The organism is Pseudomonas inefficax, from assembly GCF_900277125.1.
In the GTDB taxonomy this organism is placed as follows: Bacteria; Pseudomonadota; Gammaproteobacteria; order Pseudomonadales; family Pseudomonadaceae; genus Aquipseudomonas; species Aquipseudomonas inefficax.
In genome coordinates this window covers 19,132-32,875 of the sequence record NZ_OPYN01000179.1, presented here as the reverse complement: position 1 = coordinate 32,875, position 13,744 = coordinate 19,132, and the positions used below count along the sequence as shown (strand labels likewise).

The following is a 13,744-nucleotide window of genomic DNA, read 5'->3' as shown; positions in this document are numbered from 1 at the left end:
AAAAGGATGTCGACCATGCGCCAAGCGCAAGCGCTGCACTTCTCCACCCATGACGGCGTCGAGCTGCACTACCGTCACTGGCCTGCCACTCGTAACCAACACCAGCCACGCCGGGCCGTGGTGATGTTCCACCGCGGCCACGAACACGGCGGGCGCATGGCCCACCTGGCCGATGAGCTGGACATGCCGGGCTACGATTTCTTCGCCTGGGATGCCCGCGGCCACGGCCAGTCGCCGGGCGCGCGCGGCGACAGCCCGGGCTTCGCCACCAGCGTGCGCGATGTGCAGACCTTCATCGAGCACATCCAGGCCAGCCATGGCATCGCCGAACAGGACCTGGTGGTGCTGGCGCAGAGCGTCGGGGCCGTGCTGGTCGCCACCTGGGCCCACGACTACGCACCCAAGGTGCGCTGCCTGGTGCTGGCCTCGCCAGCGTTCAAGGTCAAACTGTACGTGCCATTTGCCCGCCCTGGCCTGAGGCTGCTGAAGGCCTTGCGCGGCAACTTCTTCGTCAACAGCTACGTCAAGCCTCGCCTGCTCACCCACGACCCCGAACGGGTCATGTCGTACGTGGCCGACCCGCTGATCAGCCGGCCGATTTCGGTGACCATGCTGCTGGGCCTGTACGAAGCCGCCGACCGGGTGGTAGCGGATGCCCAGGCCATCCAGCTGCCGACCCAGCTGCTGGTGTCCGGTGCCGACTTCGTGGTCGAACGCCAGCCGCAGGAACGCTTCTTCGAACGCCTGGGCAGTGCGCGCAAGGAAATGCACATCCTGCCAGGCTTCTTCCACGACACCCTGGGCGAGCGTGATCGGGCCCATGCCTTGCGGCGCATCGAGCGGTTCGTCGAACATTGCTTCGCCAGCCCCGCAGCCCTGCCGTCGCTGCTCGATGCCGACAAGACCGGCGCCAGCTGCGCCGAGGCCGAAAGCCTGGCCGCAGCGCTGCCGCGCAACTCGCCCCGCGACCTTTACTGGCGCGCTACCCGCGCCGGCCTGCGCCTGGGCAAGGGGCTGTCCGAAGGCGTCAAGCTGGGTTTCGACACAGGTTTCGACTCCGGCAGCACCCTCGACTACGTCTACCGTAACCAGGCGACCGGCAAGGGCAAGCTCGGCCGCCTGGTCGACCGGAACTATCTCGATGCCATCGGCTGGCGTGGCATTCGCCAGCGCAAGCTGCACGTCGAAGAGCTGCTGCGCCTGGCCATTGGCCACCTGCGCGAACAGCAGCGGCCAGTGCACATCGTCGATATTGCTGCCGGCCATGGCCGCTACATCCTCGAAGCCCTGCAAGAGCTGGAGCAACTGCCGGACTCGATCCTGCTGCGCGACTACAGCGAGCTGAACGTGCGGCAAGGCAGCGCGCTGATCGTGGAAAAGGGCCTGGCTGACATCGCCCGCTTCGTCCAGGGCGACGCTTTCGACCGCCAGAGCCTGGCCACGCTGGAGCAATCGCCTACCCTGGCCGTGGTCTCCGGCCTGTACGAACTGTTCGCCAGCAACCAGCTGGTGGGCAACTCACTGGCCGGCCTGGCCGACGCGGTGGAAGATGGCGGCTACCTGGTCTACACCGGCCAGCCGTGGCACCCGCAATTGGAAATGATCGCCCGCGCCCTCACCAGCCACCGCGGCGGCGAAGCCTGGGTGATGCGTCGGCGTAGCCAGGCCGAAATGGACCAGCTGGTAGAGGCGGCGGGGTTCCGCAAGCTGGCCCAGCGCATCGATGAATGGGGCATTTTCAGTGTCAGCCTGGCACAACGGGTGCGCTGAATGAGCCCATCACGCGAGCCCGGGCTGATCCGCCGGGGCGTGTTCTGGCTTCTGTTGCTGGGGCCGCTGTTTTTCCTCAGCTACGGGCTGGCGAACAACCACACCGCCGGGCGCAGTGATGTCGGCAGCCTGGTCTTCGGCTGGGAAAGCCGCATGCCGTTGTGGCCGTGGACGATCATCCCGTACTGGTCGATCGACCTGCTCTACGGCTTGTCCTTCCTGCTGCCGCGCACGCGCCAGGAAATGGACCGGCACGCGCTGGCGTTGCTGACCGCACAGTTGATCAGCGTCAGCTGCTTCCTGCTCTGGCCGCTGCGCTTCACCTTCGAGCGGCCGGAACTGGGCGGGGTGTTCGGCTGGATGTTCGATGTGCTGATGGGCTTCGACAAGCCGTTCAACCAGGCGCCTTCGCTGCATATTGCCCTGCTTGTGATCATCTGGACGATGTTTGCCCGGCACGTGCAGCGCCAGCCCTGGCGTTGGCTGATGCATGGCTGGATGGCACTGATCGGGGTGTCGGTGCTGACCACCTGGCAGCATCATTTCATCGATGTGCCGACAGGGGCATTGGCGGGGTTCGTCTGCGTCTGGTTGTGGCCACATCAAGGGCAACTGCCCTGGCAGCAGTTGCGCCTTGCGCGGGATGCCAAGCGTTGGCGGTTGGCGTTGTTCTACGCAGTGGGGGGGCTGCTGTGCGCAGTGCCTGCCGTNGCGTTGGGCGGTGCCTGGCTGTGGTTGACCTGGCCGGCCGTGTCGCTGGCTTTGGTGGCGCTGAACTATGGCGTGCTCGGTGCAGGCGGGTTTCAGAAAGGCGCCGATGGGCGCTTGTCCAATGCAGCCAGCTGGCTGCTGGCACCGTACCTGGTAGGGGCGTGGGTCAACTCGCGGTTGTGGACCTGGCGGCATCCGCAGGCGGATGAAGTGTGTGATGGCGTCTACCTTGGGCGGATTCCTGGGTGTGGAGCGCAGTTCGCTGCGGTAGTCGATTTGTGCGCGGAGCTACCGTGTCAGGTCCAGGACAGCGCGGCCCCTTGTAGGAGCGGCCTTGTGTCGCGAAAGGGCCGCGAAGCGGCCCCAGCAATATCTGCTACGAAGCTGAAAATCTGGGGCCGCTTCGCAGCCCTTTCGCGACACAAGGCCGCTCCTACACAGGTCGCGTCCGCCGTTGGTTATGCATGTTTTCCTACCTTGGACCTGATCGCCCCGGAAAGCCCATTGCTGCACCAGGCCGCCATCGCCATCGAACGCCTGCGCTCCCAAGGCCCGGTGCTGGTCTGTTGCGCCCTGGGCTATTCGCGCAGTGCCAGCGCCGTGGCCGCCTGGCTGGTACTTACGGGTCGCTGCACTGATGCTCGCCAGGCCGAGGCGCTGATCCGCAAGGCCCGACCCGGCGTGACCCTGCACAGCGCACATCGCCAAGCCTTGCAACAGCTAGGGACACAACCATGACGCTGTACGTGGTGGCCAGCCTGCTGGGACGTGGCAAACAAATGGAACGCCTGTCGGACGGCCTCACCCTGCTGGCCCTGGCCTACGGCCTGGCGCCCTTGCTGGGGGCCCAGTTGCAACCAATGGCCAGCCTGCTGTGCGTTGTACTGCTGGTACTAGGCGTACTGCACAAGTACTGGGCCATTCGCGTGGCCCTGGATGCCGAACTGTTCGCCCGCCTCGCCGCCAGCCGCGACCTGGCAGCGGACACCCAGGCCCTGGACCATGCCCTGTTCGAGCTGAAGCTCAAACCGCAGGCCACCGATTCCCGCGCCTGGCCTGCACGCAGCCAGGCCGCGTTGGCCCTGCTGCGCTGCCAGGCAGTGTGCCTGGGCCTGCAGCTGTCGCTGGCCCTGGCCACCCTGCTGACATTGCCTTTGAAGGGATGACTACCAATCCATGCTCGCCAACCTGACCGCCTACCTCATTACTTCCGCCGCCCGCCTGATCACCGGTGCCCGCGCCCTGTGGCTGGGCTGTACACCGCTGCCGGTGCAGCGCCTGTACTTCGCCAACCACAGCAGCCATGGCGACTTCGTACTGCTATGGGCCTCGCTGCCGCAACCGCTGCGCAAGCGTACCCGTCCGGTAGCCGGCGCCGATTACTGGGCCAAACCGGGCATTCGCGACTTTCTCATCCGCAAGGTCTTCAATGGTGTGCTGATCAACCGGCAACACAGTGCCGGCCAGGGCAGCCCGTTGCAGCCGATCCTCGAAGCCGTGGCCCAGGGCGACTCACTGATCTTCTTCCCGGAGGGCACCCGCAACCTCGGCGACGAGCCGCTGATGCCGTTCAGGAGCGGGCTGTACCACCTGGCAGCAGCCAACCCCGAAGTCGAACTGGTGCCCGTATGGATCGCCAACCTCAACCGGGTGATGCCCAAGGGTCGTGCCTTGCCATTGCCGTTGTTGTGCACATTGAGCTTTGGCGAGCCGCTGCACCTGCAGGCGGATGAAAGCAAGCAAGCCTTTCTCGAGCGGGCCAGCCAAGCCCTGCTGAACCTGGCCCCCAAGGATGCCTGAGATGGACGACAACACCCTTTCCCTGTTCGCCGGCATCGGCGCCCTGCTGTTGCTCGCCAGCGTGATCGGCCGCCTGCTCAAATGGCGCGCCGGCCCGGCACCGCACGCGGTGATCGACAACCTCAACGCCCGCATCAACGCCTGGTGGGTGATGGTACTGGTGATCGGCATCGCCTTCCTGTTCGGCAAGTACGGCGTGATCGTGCTGTTCTACGGCGTATCGTTCTATGCCCTGCGCGAGTTCATGACCCTCACCCCGACCCGGCGCAGTGACTACCCGGCGCTGGTGGCGGCGTTCTATGTTGCACTGCCAGTGCAGTACGTGCTGATCGCCATGGACTGGTACGGGTTGTTCAGCATCTTCATCCCGGTGTACCTGTTCCTGTTGCTGCCGATCCTGGCCAGCTTCGGCGGCGACACAACGCGCTTTCTCGAGCGCGCCTCGAAGGTGCAGTGGGGGTTGATGATCGCGGTGTACTGCGTGTCGTCGGTACCGGCATTGATGACCTTGGACATCCCGGGTTACGAGGGCCGCAACCTGCTGCTGATCGCCTGGCTGATCCTGGTGGTGCAAATCAGCGACGTGCTGCAGTACGTGTGCGGCAAGCTGTTCGGCAAGCACAAGGTGGCGCCCAACCTGTCGCCATCCAAGACCGTCGAAGGCCTGGCCGGCGGCGTGGCGCTGGCCACCCTGATCGGTGCCCTGCTGTGCTGGATCACCCCGTTCACCTTCTGGCAGGCCGCACTGATGGCCTTGGCGGTGAACGCCATGGGCTTCTTCGGCGGGTTGGTGATGTCGGCGATCAAGCGCGACCGTGGGGTGAAGGACTGGGGGCACATGATCGAAGGCCACGGCGGCATGCTCGACCGCATGGATTCGGTGTGCTTTGCCGCGCCGGTGTTCTTCCATTTTGTGCGGTATTGGTGGGCGTAGCGAAAGTGAGCGTACCGATCAGTGCGAAAGAGCCAACTCTCGCAGTGCAGCCGAAGCCAGAAAACCGGAGCGGGACGCATAGCGATGATCACGCTTCACTTTTTCGTCGATTCGTTGAAGCAAGTTGTCCGGTAGCGTCGCATTGAAGCGAACCGCCTTGCCCAGGTACGGGGTGACATCAAAATCCACAACGGCCCAGACCCCACCTTCATAGTCAGGGTTCGCCACATGGACATCGACTTCCTGTGCCTGCGGCAACGCCTCGTTATCTGCGACCAACCCTTCAAAATGCAGTGCCAGCGCTTCCTGAACATTCTCCAGTGCTTTTGCAACAGTGGCACCGGCGCTGAAGCAACCGGGCACATCAGGTACGGTCACGCCGTAGTCCGAGTCGGCGTCTTTGTGCAATACGACCGGGAATTTCATTGACTACCTCCGTTGATGCTCGTGCTGGCAGTGCCGTTGGCTTGAATCAAGCCAGCCTGCTTCAAGATGCTGCGTACTGTGCCCTTGGGGAGTTCACTCTTGGGGTGAGGAACCGTGACTCGCCCCTTTTTTGTCGGGTGTCTGAACTGGTGATGACTACCTTTCACATCAACCTGGTACCAGCCGTCGGCTTCAATAAGCTGGATAACTTCACGACTGCGCATTCATTCTTCCTCGGCAGTCGATGTGTATCATACACACCGAATTGACCAGAACAAAGCGCACTACACACTATGCATACGCGTCGCGACTAGCGGACAGATTGGATGGCAAAGTAAGAACATGCCTTCTGACACGTAGGAAATCAGCAGGTACCATCGGGTACCGATACCCCCCTAGGGTATCGGTGCCGCCGGTCTGCTACTTGAGGTACGACCGCAGCAACGCCGCCACCTTGTCCGCTTCGTCCTGCCGCGCCTCGGCACTCAGCCCGTCCGCCACCAGGTGTTCGCGGATATGCCCTTCCATCACTTCGGCCATCAGCCCGTTCACCGCACCGCGCACGGCGGCGATCTGTTGCAGGATCGCCAGGCAGTCCTTGTCCTGCTCCAGCGCTGTCTCCAGGGCAGCCGCCTGGCCCTTGATCTTGCGCACCCGGGTCAGCAGCTGCTTCTTGCTCTTCAGGGTATGTGCCATTGGGTTTCACACCATGCTAGGTATACTGGGGTATAGTATGTTTCTCGACGTTCCGGGAGCATGATAAACCATGGCGACACAAACCTCAGACCGCTGGCAGCACAGCCACCAGTTCCATACCAGCAACCTGGGCGCCGAGCGCAAGACGCGCCTGGCCGTGTGGCTGACCGCAGTGATGATGGTGGCGGAAATTACCGGGGGCTGGTTCTTCAATTCCATGGCATTGCTGGCCGACGGCTGGCACATGAGCTCCCACGCCCTGGCCCTGGGCCTGTCGCTGCTGGCCTATGCCGCCGCGCGGCGTTATGCCGGCGACCGGCGCTTTGCCTTCGGCACCTGGAAGATCGAGATTCTTGGCGGCTACTCCAGCGCCCTGCTGTTGCTGGGCGTTGCCGGGCTGATGGCATTCCAGTCGGTGGAGCGCCTGCTGGCACCGGGGCCGATACATTATGACGAGGCGATATTCATCGCCGCTGTAGGCCTGACCGTCAACCTGATCTGCGCCTGGCTGCTGCGTGATGACCATCACCATCACGATCATCACCACCATGGCCACGACCATCACCATGCCCATGGCCACCACCATCACGACCTGAACCTGCGCTCGGCCTACCTGCATGTGGTTGCCGATGCCGCGACCTCGGTGCTGGCGATCGTCGCCCTGCTCGCCGGCAAGTATTGGGGCGCCAGCTGGCTCGACCCGGTCATGGGCCTGGTAGGTGCGCTACTGGTGGCGCTGTGGGCCCGCGGCCTGCTGCGCGATACCGGCCGGGTGCTGCTGGATGCGGAGATGGATGCGCCGGTGGTGGAAGAAATCCGGGAGGTGGTGGCGCAGCTGCCGGTGCCGGCCAGCATTACCGACCTGCACGTATGGCGCGTGGGCAAGGACCAGTACGCCTGCATTCTCGGCCTGGCAACCCAGGGCGTACTCAGCGCCGACAGCGTGCGCCAGGCCCTGGGCGTGCACGACGAACTGGCGCACATTACCGTCGAGGTCAACCGCCTGGCATAGCGCGACCAGACAGCTGGACGTCGAGCCCAGGCAACTGCGGCTCGGCCAATGGCCCTATGGTGACGAGTCATTCAGCCAGTCACCAGGAGTTGTGCCATGTCCGATTTCATCACCGTCCTGCGCGAAACCTGCCCGACGCCGGTCGTGGACGCCACCAAGTGGAAGCGCATCGGCGGCGATCCGCACACCGTCAACCTCAACGCCTACCTGTCGGCCGACGGCAGCAAGATCATGGGCACCTGGATCTGCACCCCGGGCAAGTTCGAGGTCAACTACGAGAAGTGGGAGTTCTGCCACTTCCTCGATGGCTACTGCATCATCACCCCGGAAGGCGAAGAGCCGAAGCACCTGAAAGCAGGTGATGTGTTCGTGATCGAACCTGGGATGAAAGGCACCTGGGAAGTGGTCGAGACTGTGCGCAAGTATTTCGTGTTCGCTTGATCTCAAGGCTTGCATAGCCCCTGTGGGAGCGGGTTTACCCGCGAATGCAGCGGTGAAGCTACTGCAGCATTCGCGGGTGAACCCGCTCCCACAGGGTCATATGCTGCCTGCTGAATCGGGAGCAAAAAAAAATCGCGGATCAGGCGCCCTTCCCTCTGGTGCGCAGTTACAGAGGGAAGGCCGCCTGGCCCGCGATGAAGTCCTCGCTCGTCAATCCTTCTTGCGGTAACCCTCGACAATCGCCGAGAAGTCCTTGCCACCCTCGCCGCGCAGGCTCATGGCCTGATACAGCTGCTGGGCCACGGCCCCCAGGATCACCGGTTGATGCGCCTGGCGTGCAGCCTCGGTGGCCAGCCCCAGGTCCTTGAGCATCAGCTCGGCGCCAAAGCCACCGGTATAGCCACGCGATGCCGGCGCGGTTTCGATGATGCCCGGCCACGGGTTGTAAGTGTCCGAGCTCCAGCAACGCCCGGTCGAACTGTTGATGATGCCGGCCAGCACCTTGGTGTCGATGCCCAGTGCATTGCCCAGGGCCATGGCCTCGGACACGCCGATCATCGAAATGCCCAGCAGCAGGTTGTTGCAGATCTTGGCGATCTGCCCTGTGCCGACTTCACCGCAGTGCACGATGTTGCGGCCCATCTGCTCCAATACCGGTTTGAGGGTGGCGAACAGCTCGGTGCTGGCACCGACCATGAAGGTCAGGGTGCCTGCCGCTGCGCCGCCGGTGCCACCGGACACCGGCGCATCGCCCAGATCCACACCCTTGGCCGCTGCGGCCTTGGACACATCACGTGCAGTCTGCGGGTCGATGGTGCTGCAATCCACGGTTGGCGTGCCGGGGCGAATACCCGCCAGCACACCATCCTCGTTCAGGTACACGCTGCGCACATGGGCCGCAGCCGGCAGCATGGTGATCACCAGCTCGCTGTTGGCCGCGGCGTCCTTTGGCGAAGGGCTGATCTGCCCACCCAGTTCTGCCAGTTCGGCCAGCACGGCCTTGTTCAGGTCGAACAGGTTCAGTTGGTGCCCGGCCTTGATCAGGTTGCGGGCCATGGGTGCGCCCATGTTGCCGAGGCCGATGAATGCGATACGCATGACTCTCTCCTTAGCGCAGGCTGATGGTGGTGTTCACACCGTCGTTGACGCTGTCGTCATCGAACCAGCGGGCGGTGACGGTCTTGGTCTGAGTGTAGAACTGCACCACCTGCTTGCCGTACGGGCCGAGGTCGCCGAGCTTGGAGCCACGCGAGCCGGTGAAGCTGAAGAACGGTACCGGGACCGGGATCGGAATGTTGATGCCGACCTGGCCTACGTCGATTTCGCTCTGGAACTTGCGTGCTGCCGCACCGCTTTGGGTGAACAGGCCGGTGCCGTTGCCGAACGGGTTGGCGTTGACCAGGGCGATGGCTTCGTCGAGGGTGTCTACCTCCAGGGTCACCAGCACCGGGCCGAAGATTTCCTGGGTGTAGATCTGCATGTCGGTCTTCACCCCCGAGAACAGGGTCGGGCCGACGAAATTGCCTTGCTCATAACCCGGTACCGTGACGTCACGGCCGTCAAGTTCCAGCTTGGCGCCTTCCTTGATGCCGCTTTCGATCAGGCCCAGCACACGCTCCTTGGCGCGCTTGGAAACCACCGGGCCGACATCGGTGCCTGGCTCGCAACCGGCACTGACCTTGAGCTTGCTGGCCGCTTCCTTGATGTCCGGCAGCCATTCGCGAGCCTTGCCCACCAGCACCGCCACCGAGGTGGCCATGCAGCGCTGGCCTGCAGCGCCGAAGGCGGCACCGACCAAGGCGTTGACGGTTTGCGTGCGGTTGGCATCGGGCAGCACCACCGCATGGTTCTTGGCGCCCATCATCGACTGCACGCGCTTGCCGTGCTGGCTGCCCAGGTTGTACACGTGGGTGCCCACTTCGGTGGAGCCGACGAAGGAAATCGCCTTGATGTCCTGGTGGGTGCAAATGACGTCCACCACCTGCTTGCCACCATGCACCACGTTGAGCACGCCAGCCGGTACGCCGGCTTCCAGCGCCAGCTCGACCAGCAGCATGGTCGACAGTGGGTCCTGCTCGGACGGCTTGAGCACGAAGGTGTTGCCGCAGACGATGGCCATGGGGAACATCCACAGCGGGATCATCGCCGGGAAGTTGAACGGGGTAATGCCGGCGCACACGCCGATAGGCTGGCGCAGGGTGTAGGTGTCGACGCCGCCAGCGACGTTCTCGGCAAATTCGCCCATCTGCAGGGTGCCGATGGACGCGGCGTGCTCGACCACTTCCAGGCCGCGGAAGATATCGCCTTCGGCGTCGGCCAGGGTCTTGCCCTGTTCGGCACTGAGGACCTGGGCGATGCGTTTGGTGTGTTCGCGGATCAGCGCCTGTAGCTTGAGCATGATGCGCATGCGCGCGCCGATCGGCGTGTTACGCCAGGTCTGGAAGGCGCGGTGGGCAGCGGCCACGGCCGCGTCGACTTCCTCTACCGTGGCGAACGGTACGCGCGCCAGCACCTCTTGGGTGGCCGGGTTGACGATGTCGCGCCATTCGGTGGTCCTGGACTCGACCCATTGGCCGTCGATCAGCATTTTGACCTGTTCGATTTTGGTCTGGGCAGGGGATTGCGGTGCGTTCATCTGCGTTCTCCTTGGAATTATTGTCGGGACGAGATCGCCATTGCCGGGCAAACGCGAGGTGGCGTCCTGAGGCTTGTTTCGAGTATAGATGTGCAAACATCCAACAAGAACGCACAAAAAAACCGGATCATCATGCAAAAAGACCTCACATCCCTGAGCGCGCTCAACTGGGACGATTTGAAGTTCTTCCTCGAAGTGGCCCGTACCCGCAAGGCCAGCAGCGCCGCCAAGCGCCTGAGCGTGGACTACACCACCGTGTCGCGGCGCATCAGTTCGCTGGAGGGTGCGCTGGGCACCTTGCTGTTCGAAAAGTCCCGGACCAACGGCTTTGTCCTCACCGCCGAGGGCCAACGCCTGCTGGGCTATGCCGAGTCGATCGAGAGCACGCTGCACATGGCCTGCGAGCAGGTCTCCGGGTCGGGCGTGGCGTTGTCGGGGCATGTGCGCATGGGCTGCACCGAAGGCTTCGGCAGCTTCTTCGTCACCCCGCAGCTAAGCCACTTCGTCGATGCTTACCCGGCGATTTCGGTAGATATCCTGCCGCTGCCGCATTTCATCAGCCTGTCCAAGCGCGAGGCGGACATCGTCATCGCCCTGGAGCGACCGGAGCATGGGCCTTATGTGTGCTGCAAGCTGTGCGACTACCGTTTGCGGCTGTATGCGACCCAGGATTATCTGGACAGCCACGCACCGATCCACCAGATCGCGGACCTGGCCAGGCACCCGTTCATCAGTTATGTGGACGACCTGGCCTTCAGTTCGGAGCTGCTGTACCTGGCCAACCTGATCCCCAGCGCCAGCGCGCATTTGCGCAGTACCAGCGTGATTGCGCAGTACACAGCGGCGTTGCAGGGGCGTGGGCTGGCGATCTTGCCGTGCTTCCTGGCGGCGCAGGACCCGCGCTTGGTGACGGTGTTGCCGGAAGAAATCGAGGTGACGCGGCAGTTCTGGATGTATTGCCGGGAGGATTTGAGGAAGTTGAAGCGGATTACCCTGCTGTGGGATTACATCCGAGGGGTGACAGAGGCGAATGCGCCGTTATTGATGGGTGAGACCCGGGAGATGCGGTTTGCGTAGCCTAGATCGACAAGGAGTAAGGGTTGCTCATCCTACCCACCGCTAGGGTGCAATGACAACGGTTTGTGACAGAGGTTGTGACAGCATTTGTGACAGCATTTGTGACAGAGGTTGAGCCAGTTCATGGCCGTCCCCTCCCCGGTGACCGGCTGAGCACCATCACCTTGGAGTAAGAGTGAGCCTAAGCCGTATGCATGTATGATCAACCTAGTGGCCATTGGCAATCAGCCACCGTGTACACTACGAGCATGGATCAAGCCGCCGTTGGCTACGACAGGCAAAGATGAGGTGCGATGGTGACGATGGATTTTTCGCAACGAATGGGCTTGGCTCCCACACATAAAGTTGCGCAAGCTGACAGCATTGATAAAGAGTTAACTGCATCTCTCTGGAACGTGCTGACTATTCATTTGTTTTCACAGTACAACCCAAGTTATGACTTTGACTCTGACAATCTTGCATGGTCAAATTTTCATGGCTTTGCTCAAGCATTGTATTCGCAGTACTTTAAGAAACCCGTCGACCTCATGCCTGATCGCTGGTCAGTATTCAAGCAAGGTATGCGAGAGTATTTTTTTAAAGCCCCTTGGCATCGTGTGTATAGCTTTTTAGAGTTTGTAGTAGAGATTAACTACATGGGCTCATCAACGCTTCTTATCGATGAATTCAACAAAGTACTGGATCGGGAAAATTCCGCTTATCGCTTTGCGGTGGGAAAAGTTACACCAATTACGTCTCCTGAAGAAATTGAAGAAATTGAATCTGCAATTTCCAAGTCAGACCGCTATGCAGGCGTAAGAGTCCATTTGCAGCGATCATTAGGCCTGCTAACCGACAAAGAAAATCCAGATTATCGAAACTCGATTAAAGAAAGCATAAGTGCTGTTGAGTCCCTTGCGAAAAAACTAGTTGGCGACGATAAGGCCACACTGGGTCAAGCACTAAAAATACTGGAAACCAAGCACAATTTGCACAACAGTATGAAGTCGGCATTCATGACACTTTATGGCTACACAAGTGATGCTGGCGGTATACGACACGCACTGCTAGATAGCTCTACCACTCCAACAAAAGCTGACGCCAGATTCATGCTAATCTGTTGTTCATCCTTCATAAATTTTGCAATTGACAGCATTGAAGACTGAGCACCAATCATGCCACTCCTTGAAGAGATAGCCATAAAATAATATAGCAAAGAAGCCATAGGGAACTACAGTGGAGCTAGCACTATGAAGAGCATTTTCCTCCCACCCATGCCATTTCTCTTGCCGTTATTTGCAATTCTCATAGGGATTGCTTGGGCGTGCTATGAGATAGTTGTAAAGAACCTAAACTCAAAGGATATAGCATTCTCCTTTGCCGCACTGGCCGCCGCCTTCGTCATGTTCTATCTGAATGTTTGTCTTGGATTAGAGGAGAAGAAAAAAGAGGAGTCAATTAAACTACACATGACAATAAGCAACGACTGCGTAATTGATGTTTTTTCTTTACTTCCATTCAAATCTAAATTCATTATCTTCAACCGCGAAGCTCTAAGTCTTGCCTGCATACAAACACTAGCTAAGTATAGCGATGGCAGCAAGGTCCTAATTCCAGAAAATGCACTTAATGAAGATGATGGTTTGGCAGACGCCACAAAGTTTTTCTTACTAAACTGCATCTTTGGGTATTGGCTTGATGATTATGCCGACTGGCAGATGAAGAAAAAGCTTTACAAAGGTAGTTATTTATCTAGCTTTAGGAATTCAAAGGATGATAAAAGCGACGACACATTCATATCCAAGGATGAAATAGATAGAGTTATCGGAAATTTTGGCAAGGGTTTCTCTCTTAGCGATAAGGTTAGGATGACAAAGGGGTTGACCTTACCCCCAAATACAACATTATCGATGAGCGGAGATAAAGTCTCCCTAGAGAACCCATTTGTTAAATTTGAGTTTTCGATTGATGTAGCCAACTCTTTGGAAGTAGCCTACCCGGAAGTTTGCAAAGACGGAAAGGTAATGTTCCACCTTGGACACGAACATTCAAATTTAAACTATGAAGCCAATATAGACATTACCATAACAATGAAAAGAGAAAGACAGGGAAGCATTGAATACGCAAAATATGAAGAATGGACAAATCGACTGGTCGAATTCTTCAAAAGTGGATTTGAGTAGTCCCCACCAAAGATATCAATATGTTTTATTCTACCCGCACATCAGAATCTTCTATCTTCCTGTCAATCGTCCATGTGCAG

Annotated in this window: 15 protein-coding genes; 10 read left to right on the top strand and 5 right to left on the bottom strand. The window is 60.1% G+C overall.

Annotated elements, in window-relative coordinates:
• Positions 1 to 15 precede the first annotated feature (15 nt).
• From JV551A3_RS21695 to JV551A3_RS21675, 5 genes are all read left to right on the top strand, one after another.
• Positions 16 to 1,770, top strand: a complete 1,755-nt coding sequence (locus tag JV551A3_RS21695; protein WP_133975455.1) for a bifunctional alpha/beta hydrolase/class I SAM-dependent methyltransferase — start codon at positions 16 to 18, stop codon at positions 1,768 to 1,770.
• On the top strand, positions 1,771 to 3,219 hold the full coding sequence (locus tag JV551A3_RS21690) for a phosphatase PAP2/dual specificity phosphatase family protein (protein ID WP_133979113.1): 1,449 nt from the start codon (positions 1,771 to 1,773) through the stop codon (positions 3,217 to 3,219).
• Positions 3,216 to 3,647 carry a hypothetical protein gene (locus JV551A3_RS21685; RefSeq protein ID WP_133979111.1) on the top strand — a complete coding sequence of 144 codons (432 nt, stop codon included), beginning with the start codon at positions 3,216 to 3,218 and terminating at the stop codon, positions 3,645 to 3,647. The genes JV551A3_RS21690 and JV551A3_RS21685 overlap by 4 nt, the downstream gene beginning before the upstream one ends.
• A gap of 10 nt (positions 3,648 to 3,657) precedes the next feature.
• Positions 3,658 to 4,281 (top strand): lysophospholipid acyltransferase family protein, encoded by a 624-nt coding sequence (locus JV551A3_RS21680; RefSeq protein WP_025340660.1) that lies wholly within the window; start codon positions 3,658 to 3,660, stop codon positions 4,279 to 4,281.
• Between the two features lies 1 nt (position 4,282).
• Complete coding sequence (locus JV551A3_RS21675) at positions 4,283 to 5,215, top strand: phosphatidate cytidylyltransferase (protein ID WP_015271818.1); 933 nt, start codon at positions 4,283 to 4,285, stop codon at positions 5,213 to 5,215.
• Between the two features lie 18 nt (positions 5,216 to 5,233).
• Here the strand turns inward: JV551A3_RS21675 and JV551A3_RS21670 are convergent, their stop codons facing one another.
• From JV551A3_RS21670 to JV551A3_RS21660, 3 genes are all read right to left on the bottom strand, one after another.
• Positions 5,234 to 5,641: a type II toxin-antitoxin system HicB family antitoxin gene (locus JV551A3_RS21670; protein WP_133975461.1), complete on the bottom strand. Its 408-nt coding sequence runs from the start codon at positions 5,639 to 5,641 to the stop codon at positions 5,234 to 5,236.
• Complete coding sequence (locus JV551A3_RS21665) at positions 5,638 to 5,865, bottom strand: type II toxin-antitoxin system HicA family toxin (protein ID WP_133975463.1); 228 nt, start codon at positions 5,863 to 5,865, stop codon at positions 5,638 to 5,640. Before JV551A3_RS21665 ends, JV551A3_RS21670 begins: the two co-directional genes overlap by 4 nt.
• Before the next feature lie 196 nt (positions 5,866 to 6,061).
• A complete protein-coding gene (locus JV551A3_RS21660; protein WP_056801572.1) occupies positions 6,062 to 6,337 on the bottom strand; it encodes a metal/formaldehyde-sensitive transcriptional repressor in 276 nt (91 codons plus the stop codon).
• A 70-nt stretch (positions 6,338 to 6,407) separates the two neighbouring features.
• Between JV551A3_RS21660 and dmeF the strand changes: the two genes are divergently transcribed.
• The gene (gene dmeF / locus JV551A3_RS21655; protein ID WP_133975465.1) at positions 6,408 to 7,349 is read left to right on the top strand and encodes a CDF family Co(II)/Ni(II) efflux transporter DmeF; all 942 of its coding nucleotides are present in this window, start codon (positions 6,408 to 6,410) and stop codon (positions 7,347 to 7,349) included.
• Positions 7,350 to 7,445: 96 nt separating this feature from the next.
• Positions 7,446 to 7,790 carry a cupin domain-containing protein gene (locus JV551A3_RS21650; RefSeq protein ID WP_003258412.1) on the top strand — a complete coding sequence of 115 codons (345 nt, stop codon included), beginning with the start codon at positions 7,446 to 7,448 and terminating at the stop codon, positions 7,788 to 7,790.
• A 210-nt stretch (positions 7,791 to 8,000) separates the two neighbouring features.
• Here JV551A3_RS21650 and mmsB read toward each other — a convergent pair whose 3' ends face one another.
• Together mmsB and JV551A3_RS21640 are read right to left on the bottom strand one after the other, a co-directional pair.
• Entirely contained in the window at positions 8,001 to 8,888 is an 888-nt protein-coding gene (mmsB, locus tag JV551A3_RS21645; protein ID WP_112250096.1) for a 3-hydroxyisobutyrate dehydrogenase, read from the bottom strand.
• Positions 8,889 to 8,898: 10 nt separating this feature from the next.
• Positions 8,899 to 10,425, bottom strand: a complete 1,527-nt coding sequence (locus JV551A3_RS21640) for a CoA-acylating methylmalonate-semialdehyde dehydrogenase (protein ID WP_133975467.1) — start codon at positions 10,423 to 10,425, stop codon at positions 8,899 to 8,901.
• Between the two features lie 132 nt (positions 10,426 to 10,557).
• On the opposite strand from JV551A3_RS21640, the gene JV551A3_RS21635 reads away from it, so the two are divergent.
• From JV551A3_RS21635 to JV551A3_RS21625, 3 genes are all read left to right on the top strand, one after another.
• Entirely contained in the window at positions 10,558 to 11,502 is a 945-nt protein-coding gene (locus tag JV551A3_RS21635) for a LysR family transcriptional regulator (protein ID WP_133975469.1), read from the top strand.
• Positions 11,503 to 11,804: 302 nt separating this feature from the next.
• Positions 11,805 to 12,647, top strand: coding sequence for an AbiJ-NTD4 domain-containing protein (locus JV551A3_RS21630; protein WP_133975471.1), 843 nt, complete (start codon positions 11,805 to 11,807; stop codon positions 12,645 to 12,647).
• Positions 12,648 to 12,731: 84 nt separating this feature from the next.
• Positions 12,732 to 13,664 (top strand): hypothetical protein, encoded by a 933-nt coding sequence (locus JV551A3_RS21625; RefSeq protein WP_133975473.1) that lies wholly within the window; start codon positions 12,732 to 12,734, stop codon positions 13,662 to 13,664.
• Positions 13,665 to 13,744: the final 80 nt, after the last annotated feature.

What these genes read in the sequence shown, in the direction of transcription:
- JV551A3_RS21640 (WP_133975467.1), bottom strand. Translation starts at nt 10,425, where the DNA reads ATGAACGCACCGCAATCCCCTGCCCAGACCAAAATCGAACAGGTCAAA.
- JV551A3_RS21680 (WP_025340660.1), top strand. Translation starts at nt 3,658, where the DNA reads ATGCTCGCCAACCTGACCGCCTACCTCATTACTTCCGCCGCCCGCCTG.
- JV551A3_RS21670 (WP_133975461.1), bottom strand. Translation starts at nt 5,641, where the DNA reads ATGAAATTCCCGGTCGTATTGCACAAAGACGCCGACTCGGACTACGGC.
- JV551A3_RS21630 (WP_133975471.1), top strand. Translation starts at nt 11,805, where the DNA reads ATGGATTTTTCGCAACGAATGGGCTTGGCTCCCACACATAAAGTTGCG.
- JV551A3_RS21650 (WP_003258412.1), top strand. Translation starts at nt 7,446, where the DNA reads ATGTCCGATTTCATCACCGTCCTGCGCGAAACCTGCCCGACGCCGGTC.
- JV551A3_RS21660 (WP_056801572.1), bottom strand. Translation starts at nt 6,337, where the DNA reads ATGGCACATACCCTGAAGAGCAAGAAGCAGCTGCTGACCCGGGTGCGC.
- JV551A3_RS21635 (WP_133975469.1), top strand. Translation starts at nt 10,558, where the DNA reads ATGCAAAAAGACCTCACATCCCTGAGCGCGCTCAACTGGGACGATTTG.
- mmsB (WP_112250096.1), bottom strand. Translation starts at nt 8,888, where the DNA reads ATGCGTATCGCATTCATCGGCCTCGGCAACATGGGCGCACCCATGGCC.
- JV551A3_RS21625 (WP_133975473.1), top strand. Translation starts at nt 12,732, where the DNA reads ATGAAGAGCATTTTCCTCCCACCCATGCCATTTCTCTTGCCGTTATTT.
- JV551A3_RS21685 (WP_133979111.1), top strand. Translation starts at nt 3,216, where the DNA reads ATGACGCTGTACGTGGTGGCCAGCCTGCTGGGACGTGGCAAACAAATG.
- JV551A3_RS21665 (WP_133975463.1), bottom strand. Translation starts at nt 5,865, where the DNA reads ATGCGCAGTCGTGAAGTTATCCAGCTTATTGAAGCCGACGGCTGGTAC.
- JV551A3_RS21675 (WP_015271818.1), top strand. Translation starts at nt 4,283, where the DNA reads ATGGACGACAACACCCTTTCCCTGTTCGCCGGCATCGGCGCCCTGCTG.
- dmeF (WP_133975465.1), top strand. Translation starts at nt 6,408, where the DNA reads ATGGCGACACAAACCTCAGACCGCTGGCAGCACAGCCACCAGTTCCAT.
- JV551A3_RS21695 (WP_133975455.1), top strand. Translation starts at nt 16, where the DNA reads ATGCGCCAAGCGCAAGCGCTGCACTTCTCCACCCATGACGGCGTCGAG.